The sequence below is a fragment of the Streptomyces sp. NPDC098789 genome (assembly GCF_044759975.1).
Lineage (GTDB): Bacteria > Actinomycetota > Actinomycetes > Streptomycetales > Streptomycetaceae > Streptomyces.
In genome coordinates, this window is sequence record NZ_JBIWAJ010000004.1 from 400,343 (window position 1) to 421,296 (window position 20,954).

At 75.5% G+C, this 20,954-nt stretch carries 20 protein-coding genes and 1 pseudogene; 8 read left to right on the forward strand and 13 right to left on the reverse strand.

Annotated elements, in window-relative coordinates:
• Nucleotides 1-23 precede the first annotated feature (23 nt).
• Nucleotides 24-1,242, reverse strand: a pseudogene (locus ACIQWR_RS11855) (MFS transporter).
• Between the two features lie 208 nt (nucleotides 1,243-1,450).
• Here ACIQWR_RS11855 and ACIQWR_RS11860 point away from each other — a divergent pair.
• Nucleotides 1,451-1,906 carry a MarR family winged helix-turn-helix transcriptional regulator gene (locus tag ACIQWR_RS11860; RefSeq protein ID WP_404007507.1) on the forward strand — a complete coding sequence of 152 codons (456 nt, stop codon included), beginning with the start codon at nucleotides 1,451-1,453 and terminating at the stop codon, nucleotides 1,904-1,906.
• Here the strand turns inward: ACIQWR_RS11860 and ACIQWR_RS11865 are convergent.
• The 4 genes from ACIQWR_RS11865 to ACIQWR_RS11880 all read right to left on the reverse strand — a co-directional run bounded on the left by ACIQWR_RS11865 (nucleotide 1,884) and on the right by ACIQWR_RS11880 (nucleotide 4,881).
• Nucleotides 1,884-2,705: a hypothetical protein gene (locus ACIQWR_RS11865; RefSeq protein ID WP_404007089.1), complete on the reverse strand. Its 822-nt coding sequence runs from the start codon at nucleotides 2,703-2,705 to the stop codon at nucleotides 1,884-1,886. The two genes, ACIQWR_RS11860 and ACIQWR_RS11865, sit on opposite strands and share 23 nt — an antisense overlap.
• Nucleotides 2,702-3,430 (reverse strand): RNA polymerase sigma factor, encoded by a 729-nt coding sequence (locus ACIQWR_RS11870; RefSeq protein WP_404007092.1) that lies wholly within the window; start codon nucleotides 3,428-3,430, stop codon nucleotides 2,702-2,704. Before ACIQWR_RS11870 ends, ACIQWR_RS11865 begins: the two co-directional genes overlap by 4 nt.
• A gap of 28 nt (nucleotides 3,431-3,458) precedes the next feature.
• Nucleotides 3,459-3,947 carry an LAETG motif-containing sortase-dependent surface protein gene (locus tag ACIQWR_RS11875; protein WP_404007095.1) on the reverse strand — a complete coding sequence of 163 codons (489 nt, stop codon included), beginning with the start codon at nucleotides 3,945-3,947 and terminating at the stop codon, nucleotides 3,459-3,461.
• A gap of 268 nt (nucleotides 3,948-4,215) precedes the next feature.
• Nucleotides 4,216-4,881 carry a TetR/AcrR family transcriptional regulator gene (locus tag ACIQWR_RS11880; protein ID WP_404007098.1) on the reverse strand — a complete coding sequence of 222 codons (666 nt, stop codon included), beginning with the start codon at nucleotides 4,879-4,881 and terminating at the stop codon, nucleotides 4,216-4,218.
• A 61-nt stretch (nucleotides 4,882-4,942) separates the two neighbouring features.
• Here ACIQWR_RS11880 and ACIQWR_RS11885 point away from each other — a divergent pair, with 61 nt between their 5' ends.
• Nucleotides 4,943-5,605, forward strand: coding sequence for an O-methyltransferase (locus ACIQWR_RS11885; protein WP_404007101.1), 663 nt, complete (start codon nucleotides 4,943-4,945; stop codon nucleotides 5,603-5,605).
• Here the strand turns inward: ACIQWR_RS11885 and ACIQWR_RS11890 are convergent.
• On the reverse strand, nucleotides 5,589-7,166 hold the full coding sequence (locus ACIQWR_RS11890; protein WP_404007103.1) for a PLP-dependent aminotransferase family protein: 1,578 nt from the start codon (nucleotides 7,164-7,166) through the stop codon (nucleotides 5,589-5,591). The two genes, ACIQWR_RS11885 and ACIQWR_RS11890, sit on opposite strands and share 17 nt — an antisense overlap.
• A gap of 28 nt (nucleotides 7,167-7,194) precedes the next feature.
• Here ACIQWR_RS11890 and ACIQWR_RS11895 point away from each other — a divergent pair, with 28 nt between their 5' ends.
• From ACIQWR_RS11895 to ACIQWR_RS11920, 6 genes are all read left to right on the forward strand, one after another.
• Nucleotides 7,195-8,241 (forward strand): DMT family transporter, encoded by a 1,047-nt coding sequence (locus ACIQWR_RS11895; RefSeq protein ID WP_404007106.1) that lies wholly within the window; start codon nucleotides 7,195-7,197, stop codon nucleotides 8,239-8,241.
• Between the two features lie 97 nt (nucleotides 8,242-8,338).
• Nucleotides 8,339-9,139, forward strand: coding sequence for a crotonase/enoyl-CoA hydratase family protein (locus ACIQWR_RS11900; RefSeq protein WP_404007510.1), 801 nt, complete (start codon nucleotides 8,339-8,341; stop codon nucleotides 9,137-9,139).
• 191 nt (nucleotides 9,140-9,330) lie between these two features.
• Nucleotides 9,331-10,572, forward strand: coding sequence for an LLM class flavin-dependent oxidoreductase (locus ACIQWR_RS11905; RefSeq protein ID WP_404007109.1), 1,242 nt, complete (start codon nucleotides 9,331-9,333; stop codon nucleotides 10,570-10,572).
• A 105-nt stretch (nucleotides 10,573-10,677) separates the two neighbouring features.
• Nucleotides 10,678-12,069 carry an NtaA/DmoA family FMN-dependent monooxygenase gene (locus ACIQWR_RS11910; RefSeq protein WP_404007513.1) on the forward strand — a complete coding sequence of 464 codons (1,392 nt, stop codon included), beginning with the start codon at nucleotides 10,678-10,680 and terminating at the stop codon, nucleotides 12,067-12,069.
• Nucleotides 12,070-12,091: 22 nt separating this feature from the next.
• Nucleotides 12,092-13,300: an LLM class flavin-dependent oxidoreductase gene (locus ACIQWR_RS11915; RefSeq protein ID WP_404007112.1), complete on the forward strand. Its 1,209-nt coding sequence runs from the start codon at nucleotides 12,092-12,094 to the stop codon at nucleotides 13,298-13,300.
• Entirely contained in the window at nucleotides 13,297-13,899 is a 603-nt protein-coding gene (locus ACIQWR_RS11920; protein WP_404007115.1) for a rhodanese-like domain-containing protein, read from the forward strand. The genes ACIQWR_RS11915 and ACIQWR_RS11920 overlap by 4 nt, the downstream gene beginning before the upstream one ends.
• 15 nt (nucleotides 13,900-13,914) lie before the next feature.
• Here ACIQWR_RS11920 and ACIQWR_RS11925 read toward each other — a convergent pair whose 3' ends face one another.
• The 7 genes from ACIQWR_RS11925 to ACIQWR_RS11955 form a co-directional block, all read right to left on the reverse strand.
• Nucleotides 13,915-14,520: a response regulator gene (locus ACIQWR_RS11925; RefSeq protein WP_404007118.1), complete on the reverse strand. Its 606-nt coding sequence runs from the start codon at nucleotides 14,518-14,520 to the stop codon at nucleotides 13,915-13,917.
• A gap of 10 nt (nucleotides 14,521-14,530) precedes the next feature.
• The gene (locus tag ACIQWR_RS11930; protein WP_404007121.1) at nucleotides 14,531-15,661 is read right to left on the reverse strand and encodes a sensor histidine kinase; all 1,131 of its coding nucleotides are present in this window, start codon (nucleotides 15,659-15,661) and stop codon (nucleotides 14,531-14,533) included.
• 95 nt (nucleotides 15,662-15,756) lie between these two features.
• The gene (locus ACIQWR_RS11935) at nucleotides 15,757-17,388 is read right to left on the reverse strand and encodes a peptide-N4-asparagine amidase (protein WP_404007124.1); all 1,632 of its coding nucleotides are present in this window, start codon (nucleotides 17,386-17,388) and stop codon (nucleotides 15,757-15,759) included.
• A 150-nt stretch (nucleotides 17,389-17,538) separates the two neighbouring features.
• A complete protein-coding gene (gene rraA, locus ACIQWR_RS11940) occupies nucleotides 17,539-18,021 on the reverse strand; it encodes a ribonuclease E activity regulator RraA (protein WP_404007126.1) in 483 nt (160 codons plus the stop codon).
• Nucleotides 18,022-18,175: 154 nt separating this feature from the next.
• Entirely contained in the window at nucleotides 18,176-19,039 is an 864-nt protein-coding gene (locus ACIQWR_RS11945; protein WP_404007129.1) for a hypothetical protein, read from the reverse strand.
• Complete coding sequence (locus ACIQWR_RS11950) at nucleotides 19,036-19,689, reverse strand: response regulator (protein WP_404007132.1); 654 nt, start codon at nucleotides 19,687-19,689, stop codon at nucleotides 19,036-19,038. The genes ACIQWR_RS11945 and ACIQWR_RS11950 overlap by 4 nt, the downstream gene beginning before the upstream one ends.
• On the reverse strand, nucleotides 19,677-20,924 hold the full coding sequence (locus ACIQWR_RS11955; protein WP_404007135.1) for a sensor histidine kinase: 1,248 nt from the start codon (nucleotides 20,922-20,924) through the stop codon (nucleotides 19,677-19,679). Before ACIQWR_RS11955 ends, ACIQWR_RS11950 begins: the two co-directional genes overlap by 13 nt.
• Nucleotides 20,925-20,954 lie beyond the last annotated feature (30 nt).

Below are 20,954 nucleotides of genomic sequence, written 5' to 3' on the forward strand. Positions count from 1 at the left end.
CCAACCTCCCACCGGGCGGCGCGCTACGCGACCCGAACCGGCGCCCGCTCCCCTTCGGGGACCCCCGTACCCGATGCGACCACCCGTGCGGTGCGTGCGGTGCGCCGCTCCAGTGCTCCGGAGATCAGGGCGAGGACCAGCGCGGATGCGGCGAGGGCGGCGCCGACCCAGTTGGGCGCGGTCCAGCCCATGCCGCCCGCGATGACCAGTCCGCCGAGCCAGGCGGCGAGGGCGTTGCCGAGGTTGAAGGCGCCGATGTTCACGGCGGAGGCCAGTGTGGGGGCGCCGTCGGCCTGGTCGAGGACCCGCTTCTGGAGCGGGGGCACGGTGGCGAAGCCGAGAGCGCCGATCAGGGTGACGGTGATCGCGGCGGCGGCCTTGTGGTGCGCGGTCACGGTGAACAGGGCCAGTACGAGCGCCAGCGCGCCCAGGGTCCCGTACAGCATCGGCATCAGGCGACGGTCGGCGAAGCGGCCGCCGAGCAGGTTTCCGCCGACCATGCCGAGGCCGAAGAGGACGAGCAGCCAGGTGACGGAGGTGTCGGCGAAGCCCGCCACGTCGGTCATCATCGGCGTGATGTAGGTGATCGCGGCGAAGACCCCGCCGAAGCCGAGCACGGTCATCGCCATGGCGAGCAGGACCTGGACGTTGCGGAAGGCGGCCAGTTCGTGGCGGATCCGTACGCCCTCGGGACGCGGCAGGTCGGGGACGAGCCGGGCGATGCCGAGCAGGCCGAGGACGCCGAGCCCGGCGACGATGACGAAGGTGACGCGCCAGCCGAGGTGCTGGCCGACGAGGGTGCCGAGCGGGACGCCGACGACGTTGGTCGACGGTGAGGCCGGTGAACATCATGGCGATCGCGCCCGCCTTCTTCTCGGGGGCGACGAGCTCGGCGGCCACGACGGCGCCGATGCCGAAGAAGGCGCCGTGGGCGAGGGAGGCGAGCACCCGGCCGGCGAGCATCACGCCGAAGGTGGGGGCCAGCGCGGAGAGCAGGTTGCCGGCGATGAACAGGCCCATGAGCAGCATCAGCATGCGCTTGCGGGGGATCCGGGTGCCGAGGACGGTCATCAGCGGCGCGCCGAGCACGACGCCGAGGGCGTAGCCGGTGACCAGGAAGCCGGCGGTGGGGATCGTGACGCCGTAGCCGGCGGCGACCTCGGGCAGCAGGCCCATGATCACGAACTCGGTGGTGCCGATCCCGAAGGCCCCGATGGCGAGGGCGAGCAGTGCGAGTGGCATGGGGGGAGGCCCTTCAGGGGGTGCGCTGTCCGTACGTGTGGGGGGCGCCGCGGCGCCCCGGGAAGAACCCGGCGCCGATGGTTGTGCCAACGCCTTACGAGCGTCCACATTAATTGCAGACGCGGGATATTTGCAAGCGCGGGCTATTGCAGACGTGTCCTATCCTGAGGAGGTACGCGTGCCCCGCGCGTCCCGCGAGGAGGACTCCATGACCGCCACGGACGGCGCGCTGACCGCCCTCTCCCAGGGCTGGTGCGCCCTGTCCCTGCTGCACGGCAGGATCGAGACCCACATCGAAAGGGCGCTCCAGGCGGGCCACGGGCTCAGCGTCCGGGAGTACTCGCTCCTCGACGTCCTCAGCCGGCAGCACGACGGGCCCGGCGGGCACCTGCGCATGCACCAGGTCGCCGAATCGGTGGTGCTCAGCCAGAGCGCGACGACCCGCCTGGTCACCCGCCTCGAAGACCGCGGGCTGCTCAGCCGCTACCTCTGCGACACCGACCGCCGGGGCATCTACACCGACGTCAGCGGGGCCGGGCTGGCGCTGCTGGAGGCCGCCCGGCCCACGAACGACCGCGCGCTGCGCGAGGCCCTGGACGCGGCTGCCGCGAACCCGGACCTCGCGCCGCTGGTCGCGGCCGTCACCGGCCCGGCGGGGCGCTGACCTGCGAGCTCATCGACGGGGAGCTCCGCGGCGACGGTGAGCCGCTGGCGGAGGCCCCGGAGCTCGGCACACCGCCCGTGGCCGGCGGACGCGACGACTGCGTGCCCTGCGTGCCGCGCGAGGGCGTGGGGCTCGGGGGCAGCGGCGAGGACGGACCGGTGGACGGGACCGCCGAGGGGGAGACCGAGGGCTGCGGGGGCGACTGCGAGCCCCCGGGCGAGGGGGTCGGCGACGGCGCGGGCAGCGAGGGCGGGGACGCGGGCGGCACCGGACGCGGGGCCTGATCGGGCGCGAGCGCGACGTATCCGACCGCGATCGCGGCGGCCGCCGCCAGCCCGGCCAGCGGCAGGGCGAACCGGCGCGGCGGGAGGACCGACAGCCGTCGCAGGTGCCGGCCGGGGGGATCCGCGGGCCGCAGCTCGCGCACGGTGACCTGCTCGGCCCGCGCGGACAGCGCCGCGCGCAGCCGTCGTTCGACGGGCCGCTCCCCGTCACCACCGCCGGCGCCACCGTCACCACCGCCGTCACCACCATCGGCGCCGCCGCCGGATCCGCCGTCCCCGCCGAAACCGGGCAGCACGGCGAAGGGCCCGGCCGGCCGGCCGTCGGGGCCGGCGGCGCGCGGGCCGTGCGCGCCCTGGGCGTGACCCGGCCGGTCGGCGCCGCCGGCGCCCCGGTCGAAGGCCCGGCCGACGTGCGCGCCGGAACCGCCGCCCCGCGGGGCCCGGGAGGCCCGGGAGGCGGGGAAGCGCGCGGCGGTGCCTTCGGTCGCGACGGGGGGCGGGGTGGGCGTGGTCATATCCGGCCTTCCAGGATGCGCTCCAGCGCGTCCAGGGCGCGGCTCGCGTTCGACTTCACCGCGCCCCGGCTGATCCCGAGGGTGGCGGCTATCTCCGCCTCGCTCAGGTCGGCCCAGTAGCGCAGGACGAGCACCTCGCGGCGGCGCGGGGTCAGGCGGCCGAGGGCGGCCAGTACTTCGCGGTGTTCCTCGTCGAGGACGACGTACTCCTCCGCGGAGGGTACGTCGGCCTCGGCGGGCGGGGTCCAGGAACGGACCGTGCGCCGGCGGCGCAGCACGGAGCGGGCGGTGTTGACCACCGCCGTCCGGAGGTAGCCGAGCGCGTTGTCGATCTCGGTGATGTGCTCGCCGTGGCGCCGGTACAGGGCCGTGAAGGCGTCCTGGACCACGTCCTCGGCGGTGGCCGGGTCGTCGACGAGGAGCACCGCCAGCCGCACCATCCGCAGCCGGTGCGCGTGGTAGAGCTCGGTGACCGTGGGCGGGCGGTCGAAGGCATCGCCGTCCGCGCCGGCGTGCGCCCCCGTGTACGCCCCTGGGGAGGCGGAGGCCACCCTGGGGGCACCCTGCCCGTCGCGCAGCAGGAGCCGTTCGCGCACCAGCGGCCCGCGCCACCCGCGCAGGGTGCGCAGGACGCGCAGGACGCGGGCGCCCCGCCCCGCCCGGCCGGAGCCGGGCAGGACGAGGCGTACGTGTGGTGCGGGCCGCAGCGCGGCGGGGTACGACATGAGCAGGGTGTCCCTCGGGTGGAGCACGTCAGCCGTTCGCGCGGCGGCGTACGGCGTACAGGGTGCCGGCACCCGCGACGACGAGCACCGCCGCGCCCGCACCGATCGCCATGGTGGCGGGGCTGCCGCCAGTATGCGCGAGCTCCGGACCCGCGGGTGAGGAGGGTTCGGCGGACGGCTTCGGGCTGGAGCCGGGGACCGGGGCCGAGGGGCTGGAACCGGGAGTCACGACCGACGGGGACGCGCTGGGCACCGCGGTCGGGCGCGGCGGGTTCGAGGTGGAGCTGCTGGGCCGGGGGGACACGCTCGGGGCGCCCGAGGAGCTCGGGACCGCGCTGGGCGAGGCGCTGGGCACGGCACTGGCCGAGGGGGCCGGCGCGGCCGCACCGGCGGCGTGGGCGGGGGCGGCAAGGGCGGCGAGCGCCCCCGCGGCGGCGACGGCGAGGGCCGCGCGGCGGACGGCCGGGGCGACGGGACGGGCGGCGGCGGAGCGGGAAGCGCGCTTGACGATCTTCAAGGTGGTTCTCCACGGTCGGGTGAGGGACGCCGGATTGCGCCCTTCACCCCCGCACGACGCGCGACCCCGCCGGAGGTTGCCGCGGTTCCCGAAAAACTTTTCGCCTCGATCGCCGGCGGGGCTCAAGAGGTCGGCGCGACCCCGGCCCCGCGGCGCCGGACTGCCCGAAGGGGGCGATTCCAGCCCGCCCGGCGTTTGAGGGCCCGCCGGAGGCAGCACCCGCCGGCGAGGCCCAGCGGCGCTCAGGAGGTCGGTGCTTGCCGCCGGTTCATCGGATGAGGTGTCGTCGTAGGAAGTTGTCGACGAGCAGGTCGGTGAAGGCCCGGTCGACGGGGTCCCCGGTGACCAGGACGCGGTGGTAGATCGGCCCCACGAGCTGGTCGACCTCGGCCACCGTGTCGATGTCCACCGGGAGTTCGCCGCGCCGCACCGCGTTCTCCAGGGGGAGCCGGTCACGGCGGCGCTGCTCGTCGAGGTACCGGGTACGCAGGACGGTGGCGAACGCGGGGTCGTGCTGCGCGTGGCCGAGCAGCGCGGTGAAGACGGCGCCCGCGTCGGACCGCGTGAGGAACTGGGCCAGCTGGTGGAGGTGGGCGCCCAGATCCGCGGCCAGGTCCCCGCGGTCGGGCGGGGTGAGGGCCTCCGCCGCGTCCAGGAGGAAGGCGTCCAGGAGGATGTCGGTCTTGGTCTTCCACCAGCGGTAGATGGTCTGTTTGGCGACCCCGGCGCTGGTGGCGATGCCCTCGATGGTGACGCCGGAGAAGCCCTTCTCCACCAAGAGGCCGTCAGCGGCCTCCAGTACGGCTTGGCGCGCCTGCTCGCTCCGCCCGTGCCGGTTGCCGTGGTGCTGCCGCGCCGACCGGCCGGTGCCGCCGTCAGCGCCCGCGCCCGCGCCGTCGGCAACCGTGTTCCCTCGATCCGTTTCTGCCTTCACGGGCCAAGGGTAGGTCACCGACTTCTAGACTCAACGCAACGGTGCGTCTAGTCTAGCTTTCATGACACAGACCAGCACGCTCCATGACCCCCGCGTAGCGTCCGCCCTCGACGCGATGTTCTCCCGGGCCGCGCAGGACGAAGCAACCAGCGAACGGATCAGCGCCGCGCGACCCGACGGTTCCACCTGGGTGACCCCGCAGGAGATGGCGGACGCCAACTCGGAGGTGTACATGCCGATCTCGGCCGAGGGCGGGAAGCTCCTCTACAACCTGGTCCGGGCCGCCCGGCCGGCAACCGTCGTCGAGTTCGGCACGTCCTTCGGGATCTCCACGCTCCACCTGGCCGCAGCGGTACGCGACAACGGCAGGGGCCGGGTGATCAGTTCGGAGCTGAGCGCGCACAAGGTCGCCGCCGCGCGCCGCACCTTCGCCGATACCGGTCTGGACGACCTGATCGCCGTCCTCGAAGGCGACGCCCGCGACACCCTCGCCGGAGTGGCCGGCCCCGTGGACTTCCTGCTGCTCGACGGCTGGAAGGACCTGTGCCTGCCCGTGCTCCGCCTGCTCGAACCGCGCCTCGCGCCGGGCACCCTCGTCGTGACCGACGATGTGGACCTGCCGTCCCTCGCCCCGTGTCTCGCCTACCTGCGCGACCCGCGGAACGGGTACCAGAGCGTCACCTTCCCGGTCGAGGACGGGATGGAGATCAGCTGCCGCCTCTAGTGCTGTGACCGGACAGGTTGGTGGCGCGGCGCAGGGCGGTGCCCAGGACCGCGATGCCCTCCTCGATCTCGCTCGCGGGTCCGGCCGCATAGCCCAGGACCAGGCCGGGCGGCCCCGGGCGCACCCGGTGCCAGGACAGCGGATGCGCCTTGACCCCCATGTCCAGCGCCGCGCCGGCGAGTTCGGTGTCCCGCAGCCGGAGCCCGTCGAAGGTGACCGTCAGGTGCAGTCCGGCGGCCGCCCCGTGCACCCGCGCCCCGGGCAGGTGCACCCCGACGGCGCGCAACATCGCGTCCCGGCGCGCGCGGTGGCGCCTGCGGACGAAGCGCAGGTGGCGTTCCAGCTCCCCCGACGCCATGAGGTGGGCCAGCACGAGTTGCGGCAGGATCGCGTTCCCCAGGTCGGCGTTGCGCTTGGCCGTGACCACGGCCTCGTGGAGGCGCGGCGGGACGAGGAGCCAGCCCACCCGGAGCGCCGGGGCGAGGAGCTTGGAGACGCTGCCGGCGTAACAGACCCGCTCGGCCAACAACGAGCGGAGCGCCGGGACCGGGGTGCGGTCGTAGCGGTGCTCGGCGTCGTAGTCGTCCTCGATGACCACCCCGTCCTCCTCGGCCGCCCAGCGCAGCAGGGCGCGGCGGCGCTCCCCGTCGAGCACCACGCCGGTCGGGAACTGGTGCGCGGGCGTGAGCAGGACCGCCTTCGCACCGCAGGCCCCGAGCGCGTCCACCCGCAGGCCGCCCTCGTCCACCGGTACGGGGACCGTCGTGATCCCCCCGTACTCCAGCTGTTGGCGGGCTCCGAGCGAGCCCGGGTCCTCCACCGCGATCCGGTCCAGCCCTCGTGCCCGCAGCACGGCCCCGAGCAGTCCCAACGCCTGGGCCACGCCCGCCACGACGATCACCTCGCCGGGGTCGGCCCTGATCCCCCGGCTCCGGGCCAGCCACCGCGCGACCTCCGTCCGCAGGGCCGCTGCGCCCTGCGCGTCCCCGTAACCGAAGCCGGACGGCGCCAAGCCGCCCAGGACGGCGCGCTCGGCCCGCAGCCAGGCGGTGCGCGGGAAGGCCGCGAGGTCGGGGACCCCGGGCGAGAGGTCGATCCGGCAGGCGGTGGCCCGCAGCGCGTCGAGCGCCCCGTCCCGCGCCCCGGCGCCGAACAGCGCGCCGGACGTCGGACCCGCTCCCTCCCCCGCGCCCTCCCCCACAGCCGTCGCCGCAGCCGTCACCGCGGCGGTCCCGGGCGGCGGCGGGGCCGCGACCACCGTGGTGCCGAGGCGGCCCCGACCCGCCACCTGACCGGCTTCGGCGAGCCGCTGGTAGGCCTCGGTGACCACCCCGCGCGCGACGCGCAGCTCCTCCGCGAGCACCCGGCTCGCCGGGAGTCGACTGCCCACCGGCAGCCGACCGTCCGCGATCGCTTCGCGGAGGCGGTCGGCCAGCCATTCGGTGCGGCAGCCCGGCGGTGCCTGGCCGATGTCGAGCTGGAGGAAGTCGGAGCCGCGGGGCGCCGGGGCGGGGACCGCTTCTTTGGACTCCTGGGCTGCGGCATCTTTGGACCTGCTCATGGGTCCATTCTGCCCACACAGTGGAGTCATGGACACCATGCGATCCCTCGGCCCCGGCGCGCTCGGCATGGCGCTGGTCGGCACCAGCGTCAGCGTCTCCCACACGCTCACGGACGCGCCCCTCTTCACCGCCCAGGCCGTCCGGTACGCCGCGGCCTCGCTCCTCCTGCTGGCGCTGGCCCGGGCCGCCGGGGCGCGGCTGGTGTGGCCGCGCGGGCGGGAGTGGCTGTGGCTGGCCGGGCTCGCGGCCAGCGGACTGGTCCTGTTCAACATCGCGGTCGTGCGCGGGGTCGCGCACGCCGAGCCCGCCGTCATCGCCGTCGCGGTGGCCTGCGTACCCGTACTGCTCGGGGTGATCGGTCCGTTGCTGGAGCGGCAGCGGCCGAGCCGTCAGGTCATGCTGGCCGCACCGGTCGTCGTGGCGGGCGCCGTCCTGGTGCAGGGGACCGGGCGCACCGATGCGACCGGGGTGGCCTGGGCGACCCTGGCGCTGGCCTGCGAGGCGGGGTTCACGCTGCTGGCCGTGCCGGTGCTGCGGCGGCACGGCGCCTGGGGGGTCTCCGTCCACTGCGTGTGGCTGGGCTCGCTCATGTTCGCCGTCCTCGCGGCGCTCACCGAGCCGTCGTCCTCCCTCGCGGCCCTGGGGTCCCGGCAGTGGCTGGCCGTCGGGTACCTGGCCGTCCTGGTCACCGCCGCGGCCTTCGTGCTCTGGTACTCGACGGTCGCCGCCGTCGGGGCCGGGCGGGCCGGCCTGCTGACCGGCGTGGCCCCGCTCTCGGCCGCGGCGGGCGGTGCGTTCACGGGCGGCGGCGTCCCGGGAGCGGCCGTGTGGGCGGGGCTGGCCGTCGTGGTCGGCGGACTGGTCCTGGGCCTGCGCCCGCGCCGCACGCCCGGACCGGACACCACGACGAACACCATGGCGGACAGCACGGCGGACACCACGGCGAACACCGCGCCCGGGACCGCGCCGGACACGGCACCGGGCACCGCTCCCGACACCGTACGGAAGAACGCTCCGGAACCCGCTCCGGAACCCGCCCGGGAGTCGGCACAATGGGCCGGATCGGGCGGCTGACCCATCCGGGTGCACGGTGAACGCCCGCACGGCGGAGGGCAGCACGGTGGACGACGACGCGGTGGACGGCGGCGACGTGGTGGACGAGGACGGCACGATGGACCGGGGCGGCGGCGCGGTGGACCGTGACGCCGAAGTGCGCATCGAGCGCGACGGGCCCGTCTTCACCGTGATCCTCGCCCGCGCCGCGTCCCGCAACGCCGTGGACGGGCCCACCGCCGACCGGCTGGCCGCCGCCTTCCGCGCCTTCGAGGCGGACCCCGACGCCTCGGTCGCGGTGCTGTGGGGCGAGGGCGGCACCTTCTGCGCGGGCGCCGATCTCAAGGCCATCGGCACCGGGCGCGGCAACCGCGTCGAGGCCGGGGGCGACGGGCCGATGGGGCCCACCCGGATGCGGCTGAGCAAACCGGTGATCGCGGCGATCGCCGGGCACGCGGTCGCGGGCGGGCTGGAGTTGGCCCTCTGGGCCGACCTCCGGGTCGCCGAGGAGGACGCCGTCCTCGGGGTGTTCTGCCGCCGCTGGGGCGTACCACTGATCGACGGCGGTACGGTGCGCCTCCCCCGGCTGATCGGCGAGAGCCGCGCCATGGACCTGATCCTCACGGGGCGCGCGGTCCCGGCCGCCGAGGCGCACGCCATCGGGCTCGTCAACCGCCTGGTCCCCACGGGGCGTTCGCGCGAGGCGGCGCAGGAGCTCGCGCGGGAGATCGCCGGGTTCCCGCAGCTGTGCCTGCGCCACGACCGGCTGTCGGTCCTGGAACAGCACGGCGCGGACGAACAGGAGGCCCTCGCCGGCGAGTTCCGGCACGGGCTGGTCCCGTTGTCGGCCGGGGAGACGGTGTCCGGAGCGGCCCGCTTCGCCTCGGGCGCGGGCCGCCACGGTTCGTTCGCCGACTGACCGCGCCGCGGCGGACCCGCGGGGGAACGGGCCGCGGGGGAACGGGCCGCAGCGGATCGGGCACGCCCGGCTCGAACCATGCACAGGGCATGAAGAACATGTGACAGGGCCCGGTCCGCTGTTCTCCCGCGGCCCCGGCGGGGTGACAGTGAGGTGGTCGGCAGGACCGCGACCAGGAAGGCCACCCCGCCATGCCCCCACCCTCCGGAGCACCCGTCCCCGGCGGCCCGCCCGCCGGAGCGTTCCACCTCGCCGTCGCACTCGAAGGCGCCGGCGCCCATCCGGCGGCCTGGCGCGAACCCGGCTCTCCCGCAAGGGAGTTGGTGACCGCCGGCTATTGGGCCGCACTGGTCGCGGAGGCCGAGCGGGGCCTGCTGGACTTCGTCACCTTCGAGGACGGACCGGACCCGCGCAGCTCCTCCCCCACCGGCCCGGAAGGCCGCACCGACCGGGTGCGCGGGCGGCTCGACGCGGTGCTGACGGCCGCCCGGGTGGCGCCGCTGTCCCGGCACGTGGGACTCGTGCCGACGGTGGTCGCCACCCACACCGAGCCGTTCCACGTCTCGAAGGCGATCGCGACCCTGGACTACGTCAGCGGTGGCCGGGCGGGTCTGTTGGTCACGGTCTCGGGACGCCCGGACGAGGCCCGCCACTTCGGCCGCCGCAGCTTTCCGCCGGGCCCGGCCGACACCCCCGACGGCCTGGGTTCGGCGCTGCGCGCCGAGCTGTGGGACGAGGCGGCCGACCACGTCGAGGTGGTCCGGCGGCTGTGGGACAGCTGGGAGGACGACGCGGAGATCCGCGACGTGGCGAGCGGCCGGTTCGTGGACCGCGACAAGCTCCACCACATCGGCTTCGAGGGCAGGCACTTCAACGTCAAGGGGCCCTCCATCACCCCGCGGCCGCCGCAGGGGCAACCGCCCGTCGGCGCGGCGGACCCGGTGACCGCGCCGGACGCCGGGGCCCGCCTGTCGGCCGGGGCCGCCGACCTCGCCTTCGTCGCCCCGCGCGACGCGGACGAGGCCCGTACGCTCGCCGACGCGGTCCGCACCGCCCGCTCGGCCGCGGGGCGCGCGGAGGACACCGGGCGGGTCTTCGCCGACCTCGTGGTCTTCCTCGACGAGAGCGCGCCGGCCGCCCGGGCCCGGCTCCGCCGCCTCGACGCGCTGGCGTTGCAACCGTACGCACCCGGCGCCCACGTCTTCGCCGGGACGCCCGCCCAACTCGCCACCCTCCTGGTCCAGTGGCACCGGCAGGGCCCGTCCGGCTTCCGACTGCGGCCCGGCGTGCTCGCCCACGACCTCCCCGCGATCACCCGCGGCCTGGTCCCCGAACTCCAGCGGCGCGGCGCCTTCCGGACCCGCTACGCGGGCGCCACCCTCCGCGACCTGCTGGGACTCGCCCGCCCGGCCAACCGCTACGCCACCACCTGACCCGGAAGGGCGACAGCCACCGTGAGCACACCGAAGAGTCCGAACGCGCAGCACGGGTCGAGTGGTTCGAGCGGGCCGGGGCGTTCGAGCGGGCCCCGCAAGCAGATCCACCTCGCCGCGCACTTCCCGGGCGTCAACAACACCACCGTCTGGAGCGATCCGGCCGCGGGCAGCCACATCGAGTTCGCCTCGTTCGCGCACTTCGCGCGCACCGCCGAGCGCGCCAAGTTCGACTTCCTCTTCCTCGCCGAGGGCCTGCGCCTGCGCGAACAGGGCGGCCGGATCTACGACGCGGACGTGGTCGGGCGGCCCGACACCTTCACGGTGCTGGCCGCGCTGGCCGCCGTGACCGAGCGGATCGGCCTGACCGGGACCATCAACTCCACCTTCAACGAGCCCTACGAGGTGGCCCGCCAGTTCGCCTCCCTCGACCACCTCTCGGACGGCCGGGCCGCCTGGAACGTGGTCACCTCCTGGGACGCCTTCACCGGCGAGAACTTCCGCCGCGGCGGCTTCCTCGCCCGCGAGGACCGCTACTCCCGGGCCCGCGAGTTCCTGGCGGCCGCGCACACCCTCTTCGACTCCTGGAGCGGTGCGGAGATCGTCGCCGACCGGGAGACGGGGGCCTTCCTGCGGGACGCGGGCGCGGGGGCCTTCGCGCACCGGGGGCGGCACTTCGACATCGCCGGGCACTTCGACGTGCCGCGCAGCCCGCAGGGCCGGCCGGTGATCTTCCAGGCCGGGGACTCGGAGGAGGGCCGCGAGTTCGCGGCCTCCGACGCCGACGCCATCTTCAGCCGGCACGGCACGCTGGGCGCGGGCCGGGAGTTCTACGCCGACGTCAAGGGCCGCCTGGCCCGGTACGGCCGCACCCCCGACCAGCTGCTGATCCTGCCGGCCGCGACCTTCGTCCTCGGCGACACCGACGCCGAGGCCCGGGAGCTGGCGCACGAGGTGCGCCTCGCCCAGGTCAGCGGAGCGACCGCGATCGCCTACCTGGAGCACGTGTGGAACCGCGACCTGTCCGGCTACGACCCGGACGGGCCGCTGCCCGAGGTCGACCCGGAGCCCGGTGAGAACACCGTCGCGCTCGGGCGGGCCAGCGTGCGGATGCACCGCGACCCGCTCGCGGTCGCCAAGGAGTGGCGGGAGCTCGCCGCCGCGCGGAAGCTGTCGATCCGGGAGCTGGTCATCGAGACCACCGGCCGCCAGACCTTCGTGGGCTCGGCCGCGACGGTCGCCGACGCGATCGACTCCCTGGTGCAGCAGGACGCCGCGGACGGCTTCATCCTCGTCCCGCACCTGACGCCGACCGGGCTCGACGTCTTCGCCGACACCGTCGTGCCGCTGCTCCAGGAGCGCGGCGCCTTCCGGACCGAGTACTCGGGCAGCACCCTGCGCGACCACCTCGGCCTGGCCACCCCGCCGCCCGCGGCGGGCCGGTCCCGCGCCGCCGCCCCCGTTCCCGCCGCCACTGCCGCCGCCACCGTCAGCTAGTCGATCCGAGGAGGGCACGACCATGCCCGGCATTCCGCTCGGGGTCCTGGACCTCGTACCGATCCCGTCCGGCTCCACGGCCGCCGCGGCGCTGCGCGCCAGCATCGACCTCGCGCAGGAGGCCGAGCGGTTCGGCTACGCCCGCTACTGGTTCGCCGAACACCACCTGAATCCCGGGGTGGCCGGGACCTCGCCCGCCGTCGTGCTGGCGCTGACCGCGTCGGCGACCACCACCATCCGGCTCGGCTCCGGCGCGGTGCAGCTCGGGCACCGCACGGCCCTGTCCACGGTCGAGGAGTTCGGCCTGGTCGACGCCCTGCACCCGGGACGCCTCGACCTGGGCCTGGGCCGCTCGGGCGGCCGCCCGCCCGGTCCGCCGTCCGGTCCGCCGTCCGGCGCGGCGGCCGGGGGCGGGCCGGAATCCGCACCCGCGCCGGCGACCGCGCCCGGTCACCGCACCGGGAACGGGCTGTTGATCCCGCCGGGCTTCTCCTTCGCCTCGCTGGCCGGGCACCCCCGCGTCGCCCTCGCGCAGAAGCTGCTGCTCCTGCCCGGCGCGCGGCCGCAGGACTACGCCGAACAGGTCGGCGACGTCCTGGCCCTGCTGCGCGGCGAGTACCGCGACGCCGACGGCACCGAGGCGCACGCGGTTCCGGGCGAGGGGGCCGACGTACAGGTGTGGATCCTCGGCAGCAGCGGCGGGCAGAGCGCGGAGACGGCGGGCGGCAACGGGCTGCGCTTCACCGCGAACTACCACGTCGCTCCCGCGGGGGTGCTGGAGGCGGCGCAGGCCTACCGGGCCGCCTTCAAGCCGTCGGACGACCTGGACCGCCCGTACGTCAGCGTCTCCGCGGACGTCGTCGTCGCCGAGGACGACGCGAGCGCCCGCGAGCTGGCCGTCGGGTACGCGCCCTGGGTGCACGGCATCCGGACCGCCGCGGGCGCCGTCCCCTACCCCACGCCCGCCGAGGCCCGCGCGCTCACCGCCGACTGGAGCGCGGCCGATCACGCCCTGGTGGCCGACCGGCTCGACACCCGGTTCGTCGGATCGCCGGGGACCGTCGCCGATCACCTCGAACGGCTCCAGGAGGCCACCGGCGCCGACGAACTGCTGATCACCACCATCACCCACGGCCACGCCGACCGGGTGCGCTCCTACCGGCTGCTCGCCGAGGAGTGGCACCGCCGGTCGCCCGCGGGCTCCGCGACACGGACGGGAACCACCGCATGAGCACCACCGGCTCCACCACCGCCACCGGTTCGCTTGACGTCCACGAGGCGCAGCGCCGGCTGGCCGAGCTGACCGTCGTCGACGTCCGCACGCCGGGCGAGTACGCCGCCGGGCACCTGCCCGGGGCGCACAGTGTCCCCCTCGACCAGCTGGCCCGGGCCCTGCCCGCACTGTCCGCGGCGGCGGGGCGGCGCGAGCTGCTGGTGGTGTGCGCGAGCGGGGTCCGCTCGGCGGGGGCGGTCGCCACCCTCGCCGGACACGGGATCCCGGCCGCCACGCTCACCGGCGGCACGGCCGCCTGGTCGCGGCTCGGGCACGCCCTGGAGCGGGAGGCGGGGGCCCGTACCGTCTGGGCGATGGAACGTCAGGTGCGCCTCGCCGCCGGAACACTGGTGCTGGCCGGGCTCGTGGCGGGACGGTCGCGCCCGGCCGCACGGCTGCTGTCCGCGGGCGTCGCGGGCGGGCTGGTCCTCTCGGCGGTCACGGACACCTGCGGGATGGCGCGGGCGCTGGCGCTCCTCCCGCACAACCGCGGCCGGTCGGACGCCGTGGACGCCCTGGACGCGACGCTGGAGACCCTGGCCCGGCACGCGGGCTGAGCCCGGGGGTACCGGTCACAACCAGCCCTGGCGGCGGGCGGCGCGCACGGCCTCCATCCGGTTGCGGGTAGCTGTCTTGCCGATGGCCGCGGACAGGTAGTTGCGCACGGTCGATTCCGACAGGTGCAGCTTGGCCGCGATGTCGTGGACGGTCGCGCCGTCGACGGCGGCGCCCAGCACGTCCCGCTCGCGGGCGGTCAGCGGGTTCGGGCCCGCGCTCAGCGCGGCCGCGGCGAGCGCGGGGTCGATGACCGTCTCCCCCGCCAGCACCCGGCGGATCGCGGCCGCCAGCTCCTCCACCGGACCGTCCTTGACGAGGAAACCGCCCGCCCCGGCCTCCATGGCCCGGCGCAGGTAGCCGGGGCGGCCGAAGGTGGTGAGGATCAGGACCCGGGTGTCGGGGCAGCGGGCGCGCAGCTCGGCGGCGGCGTCGAGGCCGCTGAGCCCGGGCAGTTCGATGTCGAGGAGGGCCACGTCGGGTCGTGCGGCGAGGGCGGCGGGCAGGATCTCGTCCCCGGCGCCGACCTGGGCGACGACCTCGATGTCCGCCTCCAGGTCGAGCAGCAGGGCCAGCGCGCCGCGCATCATCCGCTGGTCCTCGGCCAGCAAGACCTTGATCATCGTCTGCTCCTCAACCCGTGCTCTCGTCGGCCGGGAGTTCGGCGACGACCCGGAAGCCCCGGCGCGGGGCCGGCCCGCCCCGCAGGGTCCCGCCCGCCGCGGCCAGCCGCTCGGTGAGTCCGGTCAGCCCGCTGCCGGGCGCCGCCGAGCCTACGCCGGCGCCGTCGTCCGTGATGACCAGGCGGATCCGTTCGTCGGCGGCGGACACCTGGATCGAGCAGTGCGCGGCGCCGCTGTGCCGGATGGCGTTGGTGACCGACTCCCGGACCACCCAGCCCAGCAGCGCCTCGGTCCGCGGGCTCAGCGGCGGTCCCGAGCGGCTCACCGAGGGCTCGATCCCGGCGGCGGTGAGCGCGGCGCGGGCCCGGTCCAGCTCGTCCACCAGGCTCGACTCGCGGTAGCCGGTGACGGCCTCGCGGATCTCCACGAGCGCCTGGCGCCCGATGGACTCGATGTCCACGATCTGCGCCACGGCCGCGTCCATGTCGCGCGGGGCGATCCGGCGGGCCGCCTCCGACTTCACCACGATCACCGACAGGGTGTGCCCGAGCAGGTCGTGCAGGTCGCGGGAGAAGCGCAACCGCTCCTGCTCCACCGCGCCGCGGGCCAGCTCCTGCCGGGTCTCGCGCAGTTCGGCCACGGTCTCGGCCAGGGCGAGGATCGCCGCGGTCACCATCCCGGAGAGGAAGGTGCCGTAGAGGATGCCGCTGATCCCGCCCCAGCCCTCGTGCCTCCACGCGACCGCGCCGGCCACCAGGGCGAGAGCGAGCATCACCGGTCCGAGCCAGCGCCCCCGGACCACCGCGCCGGTGGCCAGGCCCAGCAGCGGGAAGAAGAGCAGCCAGCTGCCGCCGTAGGCGAGCGCCAGGGCGAGGGTCACGACGGCCAGCGCGCCCAGGCTGATCCGGGTGCTCGTGGCGTCCCGTGTGGCGGGGACGAAGGCCCGGAAGACGACGCTGATGTAGAGCGAGTTGAACACCAGCAGTCCCAGGCCGCCGATCCACGGCTGGGGCGTCTGCCCCTGGAAGATGTTGGACACCGCGCCCATGCCCATGAGCAGCCAGGGCAGCAGGGTGAAGCCGTTGGGGGCGCCCAGCGGACCGCGCGGGCGGTCGGTGGCGGGTGCGGGTGTCTTCGTCATGTCCCTACGGTAGGGACCGGGTCCGCCCCGGCGGCAGAGCCGCCCGTACGGACCCGGCCGGTACGAATGTCACGACCGGGGCGCGCCGTGGCGGGTCAGCAGCGGCGCAGGTCCTGCGTGAGGGTCCCTTGCGCGCTGGCCACCGTACGGTCGTAGCAGCCGTCGGAGCCGGTGAGCCGGTAGCGCTCGGTGCTGGTCCCGACCGCGTGCCGCTGTTCGCGCGGGACGCCCGTCGCGTAGGAGGCGTCGCCGGTGTAGCGGTCGTCCAGCCGGGACCAGGAGGGCCGGCTGCCGTCGTCGCGCACGGAGACGGTGTCGGCCCGGTCCCCGAGGGAGATGACCGTGCGCAGCCGGTTGTCGGCGCCCAGGGTGGTCTCGCCGTTCATGCTGTACGCGCGCCGGGTGCTGGTGGTCGTCCCTCCGCTGGTGACGCTCTCGTCGTCGGTCCAGTCCGCGACGAGGGCGTCCTGGTTCTCCCCGTCGGTCCAGCGGTGGACGGAGCTGTTGGCCAGGGTCCGGGTGACGGTGGTGGTGACGCGGCCGTGGGAGGTGTTGAGGTATCCGGCGACGGTGAGCCGGTGGCCGCCCTCGGTGTCCACCCGGTGCTGCGCGCCGGGTGTGTGGACGGAGGAGTTGGCCGGTTCGCTCGCTTCGGCGCGGGTCAGCGCTCCGGTCACCACGGCGCGGCCCGGGTCCTGCCACAGCAGCACGTTGGCCGGGGTGCTCCAGCCGCTCTGCCCGGCGGGCACGCCCGCGACGGAGACCTCGACGCGGTGCGGGCGGCCGTCGTTGAGGAGCGCGGCGAAGGGGGTGAGGTCGTAGACGACCGGCTGCACGTCGAAGGCGCGCGGCGCCGGGGTGACGTACCAGAGGAAGGGGTTCGACCAGCCGCCGGTCCACACGGTGGGGAACGGGGCCGCGATGCCCGCGAGTCGACCGTCGACCGCGATGCGCACCTCGCGGTAGGGGCCGTCGGCCGCCTTGCAGGAGTACGGGGCGGCGTCCGGGGTGCTCAGGTACCAGAACTCCTCGCAGCCGCCGCCGGAGCCGGTCGCGTAGACCTCGGCGAGGATCCGCTCGGAGTTGCGCGGGGTGGTCAGGGTGGGCGAGGTGAGCGGCAGGACCTGATCGGGGACCGCGGCCGGGCGGGGCCGCCCGCGCTCGGCGGCGTAGAAGGTCAGGGTCACCTTGACGTCGATGACCCCGGTGTAGGTGTCGTCGACCACGTTCCCGATGAGCATCTCGACCGGCTGCGCGGTGCGCAGGGTGGGGCTGTAGCGGGTGACGTCCTTCTCGACGGACCAGGTGATGCCGTCGGGCGAGGGTTCGGGGGTGGAGGTGCGCAGGACCTCCACGCCGCCGACGGAGAGGTGGCCGAGCCGGTCGTACTGGCGCCCCTTGACCTTGCCGTCGAGGCGGAGCACCACCTTGCTCCAGGTCGTGCCGCATCCGGCGGGGGGTTCGTAACTCCCGCGGTACGGCGTGAAGTCGTGGAACTGGGCTTCGGCGAGGGTGACTTCGCAGGAGCGGGTGGAGGGCTTCGCGACGGGCGGCGCGGCGGTGAGCGGGTCGTGCCAGTCGGTGCCGAACTCGGCGGGCGGGGTCGCCGCGGCCCGCGTGGCCGGGGTCGGGGCGGTCGGCGCGGCCGCGGCCGCGCCGGCGCCGGTCAGGGCGGCCGCCGCGAGCACGAGGGCGCCGAACGCACCCGTGATCCTGTGTCGTCTCATGGGCGCGAAGTCAAACGCGGGCCGGGGCGACCGCGCCAGGGCCGCGACGTCCCCCTGGCGCGTTCCCGCCGGTCCGGGTCCGCGCGACCGTAACCCTTGTCTAGTGCTGTGACCGGAAAGGTTCACCGTGTCGCGGCGCCCGGCACGGCACTAGGACGCCCGTACGACGACCACGCCGTCGTCGTCGCAGTGGACGGTGTCGCCGGGGCGGAAGGTGGCGTCGCCGAAGGTGAGGGGCTCGTCCACGGTGCCCGCGCCGGTCTTGCCGCTCTTGCGCGGGATCGTGCCCAGGGCCTTGACGCCGAGGTCGAGTCCGCCGAGGGCCACGCTGTCGCGGATCGCACCCCGGATCACCAGCCCGGCCCAGCCGTTGCGCGCGGCCGCGCCCGCGATCAGGTCGCCGACCAGGGCGGTGCGCAGCGACGCCGCGCCGTCGACGACGAGTACGGCGCCGTCGCCGGGGCCGTTCACGAGCTCGCGCAGCAGGGCGTTGTCCTCGTGGCAGGAGAGGGTCCGCACCGGTCCGGCGAAGGCGCGGCGCCCGCCGAACTGGCGGAAGGGGGTGCCGCAGATCTCCAGCTCCTCGCCGTGCTCGTCGTAGAGGTCGGCGGTGGGGACGGGCGTGACGGTCATGGGCGGTTCACTGCTCCTCGGTGGTGCGCGTCGGTCGGGCCGGGCGCCGGCCCGGTCCGCGGTCCGACGCCCCCGCCGGTCAGGGTAGGCGGTACGGGTCGGGGAGGGCGGGCGCGGGGGCCACGGGCGGACTCCGAGGCCGGATTGCGGCGCGCTACGGGTAGCGCGCCTGCGCCCGCCCCGACTCCACCGAGAGGTCCAGGTGGCCCGGCGCGGCCGGATCCCGCATCCCCCGGGCCACCTCCAGGCTCCCGCTGCCCACGCGGCTCGCCACCTGGAAGCGGGTGCCCACGGGCACGGTGACCTGGACCGCCCCGGAGTCGGCCCGCGCGGTGAGCCGGACCGGCGGGGTGAGGAAACGGGCGACGGCGGAGCCCGTGCCGGTCCGGATGTCGGCTTCCGGGGAGGTCAGCGCGCCGGCCTCCAGGGAGCCCGAGCGGACGACGGCCCGCAGCGGGCCGCGCAGCGCGGTGAGCCGCAGGGCGCCCGAGCCGATCTCGGCGTCGACGGCGCCGCCGAGGCCGCTGATGTCGACCTTGCCGGAATCGCCGGTCACCCTGACGGGGATGTCCGCGGGGACGCTCACGCCCAGGTCGACCGTGCAGCCCGGGCCCGTGCGGGGCAGACCGTCCACGCCCGGACAGCGCGGCTTCAGCCGCAGCGTGCCGCCGAGCCAGCTCTCCTCGATCTCGGGCCGGCCGAGGGACCAGAGGACGTCGGCGCGGTAGGCCACCTGCTGGTCGGCGCGGGGGCTGACGGTCACGGACGCCGTTCCGGCGTCGATCTCCAGCGCGGTGACCGTCCGTTCGCCGCTGCCGCCGTGCAACACCCCCCTCTCGCCGGCCCGCTGGTTCCAGAGCGTCCAGGCCCCCGGGGCCACGATGAACACGGCGCTCAGCGCCGCGGCCACGGTCCACGCGGTCCGGTGCCGGGGACGCGGGTGCGCTCCCGCGGCGACCCGGTCTCCGCCGTCGCCCCCGTCGTCGCCCCCGCCGTCGTCCCCGCGCACCGGACTCACGAGGATCCGTCCAGGAAGCGGAGCACGGCGAGGACCCGGCGGTGGTCGCCGTCGGCCTGCGGCAGGTCGAGCTTGGCCAGGATGTTGTTGATGTGCTTGGCCACCGCGCTCTCGCTGATGACCAGTTCGGCGGCGATGCCCGCGTTGGAGCGGCCCTCGGCCATCAGCGCGAGCACGTCGCGCTCGCGCGGGGTCAGCCGGTCCAGCGGGTCCAGCCCGCCGCCGCGGCGCAGCAGCAGCTGGGCCACGACCTGCGGGTCGAGGGCGGTGCCGCCGGCCGCGACGCGCTTGAGGGCGTCGATGAACTCCTCGACGTCGGCGACCCGTTGCTTGAGGAGGTAGCCGATGCCACCGGTCTGACTGGCCAGCAGATCGGCCGCGTAGCGTTCTTCGACGTACTGCGAGAGCAGCAGCACCGAGGTCCCCGGCCACTGGCGGCGGATCATCAGGGCGGCCCGGACGCCCTCGTCGGTGAATCCGGGCGGCATCCGGACGTCGACCAGGGCGAGGTCGGGGGCGTGCTCCTCGACGGCGGCGAGCAGCCCCTCGGCGTCCTCCGTCTCGGCGGCCACCTCGAAGCCCGCCATTTCAAGGACTTTGACCAGCCCTATTCGCAGCAGCACCGAGTCTTCGGCGATCACAGCGCGCACGGCAACTCCACAATCACGGCGGTCGGGCCCCCGAGGGGGCTGTTGATCACGATGGTTCCGTCGACGGACCCTACGCGTTTGCGCAGGCCCACCAGCCCGGTGCCGCCCGCGGGGTCGGCGCCGCCCACCCCGTCGTCGGTGACGGTGATGCGGAGCAGGTCCCCGCGGCGCCGGGCGACCACCTGGCAGCGGTGCGCCCGGGCGTGCTTGGCGACGTTGGCGAGCGCTTCGGAGACGACGAAGTAGGCGACGGCCTCGACGGTGGGCCCGGGCCGCTCGGCGAGGTCCACCGTCAGCTCGACGGGCAGCGGTGCGCGGGCGGCGATGCCGGAGAGGGCCGCGTCGAGACCGCGGTCCTCCAGGACGGCCGGGTGCAGGCCGCGCACCAGGCTGTTGAGTTCCTCGATGGCTTCCTTCGCCTCGCGGCGGGCCTCGTCGATGACGGCCTTCGCCTCGGGCGGCAGGTCGGGGAGGGTGGCCCGGGCGATGCCGAGGTTCATGGCGAGGGAGACCAGTCGCTGCTGGGCCCCGTCGTGCAGGTCCCGCTCGATGCGGCGGCGTTCGAGGTCGGCCGCGTCCAGGACCCCGGCCCGGCTCTCGGCGAGGTCCTCGACCCGGCGCTCCAACTCCCGGGCCCGGTTGGGCCCCAGCAGGGTGCGCGCGAGAGCGGTGTCCAGGCGGGCGAGGCCCGCGGCCAGCCAGGGCGTGAGCAGCACCAGCAGCGCACCGGCCACGGTGAGCAGGACCTGGTCGTCCGTCCAGCCCGCCCCCCGCTCGTCGACCGGGCGCATCCACGACCAGGCGAACACGCTGGCCCCCGCGAGCCCGCCCGCCCAGCCCAGCACGACCAGCCCGCCGCCGAGACCGGCGAGCGGGCTGACCAGGAGGTGGTAGCCGTACTGCCGCCAGGTCGATTCGGCCCGCAGCCGCTCCAGCCAGCCGCGCGGCGACCACCAGGGCCGCTCGCGGCGGACCTCGGGCACGTCGACGGCCGACAGGGACCACAGGCGGCTGCGTTGGAGCCGGGTGAGCAGGGGCTGGAGGAGCAGCAGGATCAGCAGTCCGGTCGGTGCGCGGCCCGGAGTCACGAAGAAGGCGGTGAGCGCCGCCGTCGCGGGCAGGGCCGGCGGGAGCGCGGCGACCGTGAAGACGGTGTTGCGCCGGGCCCAGGCCGACCACGGCGTGTGCCCGGCGATCCAGGTGAACGTACGCCGCAGCGCGCCGGAAGGTGCCATGCGCATACGGTAATCGCACAGGTCGGGGGC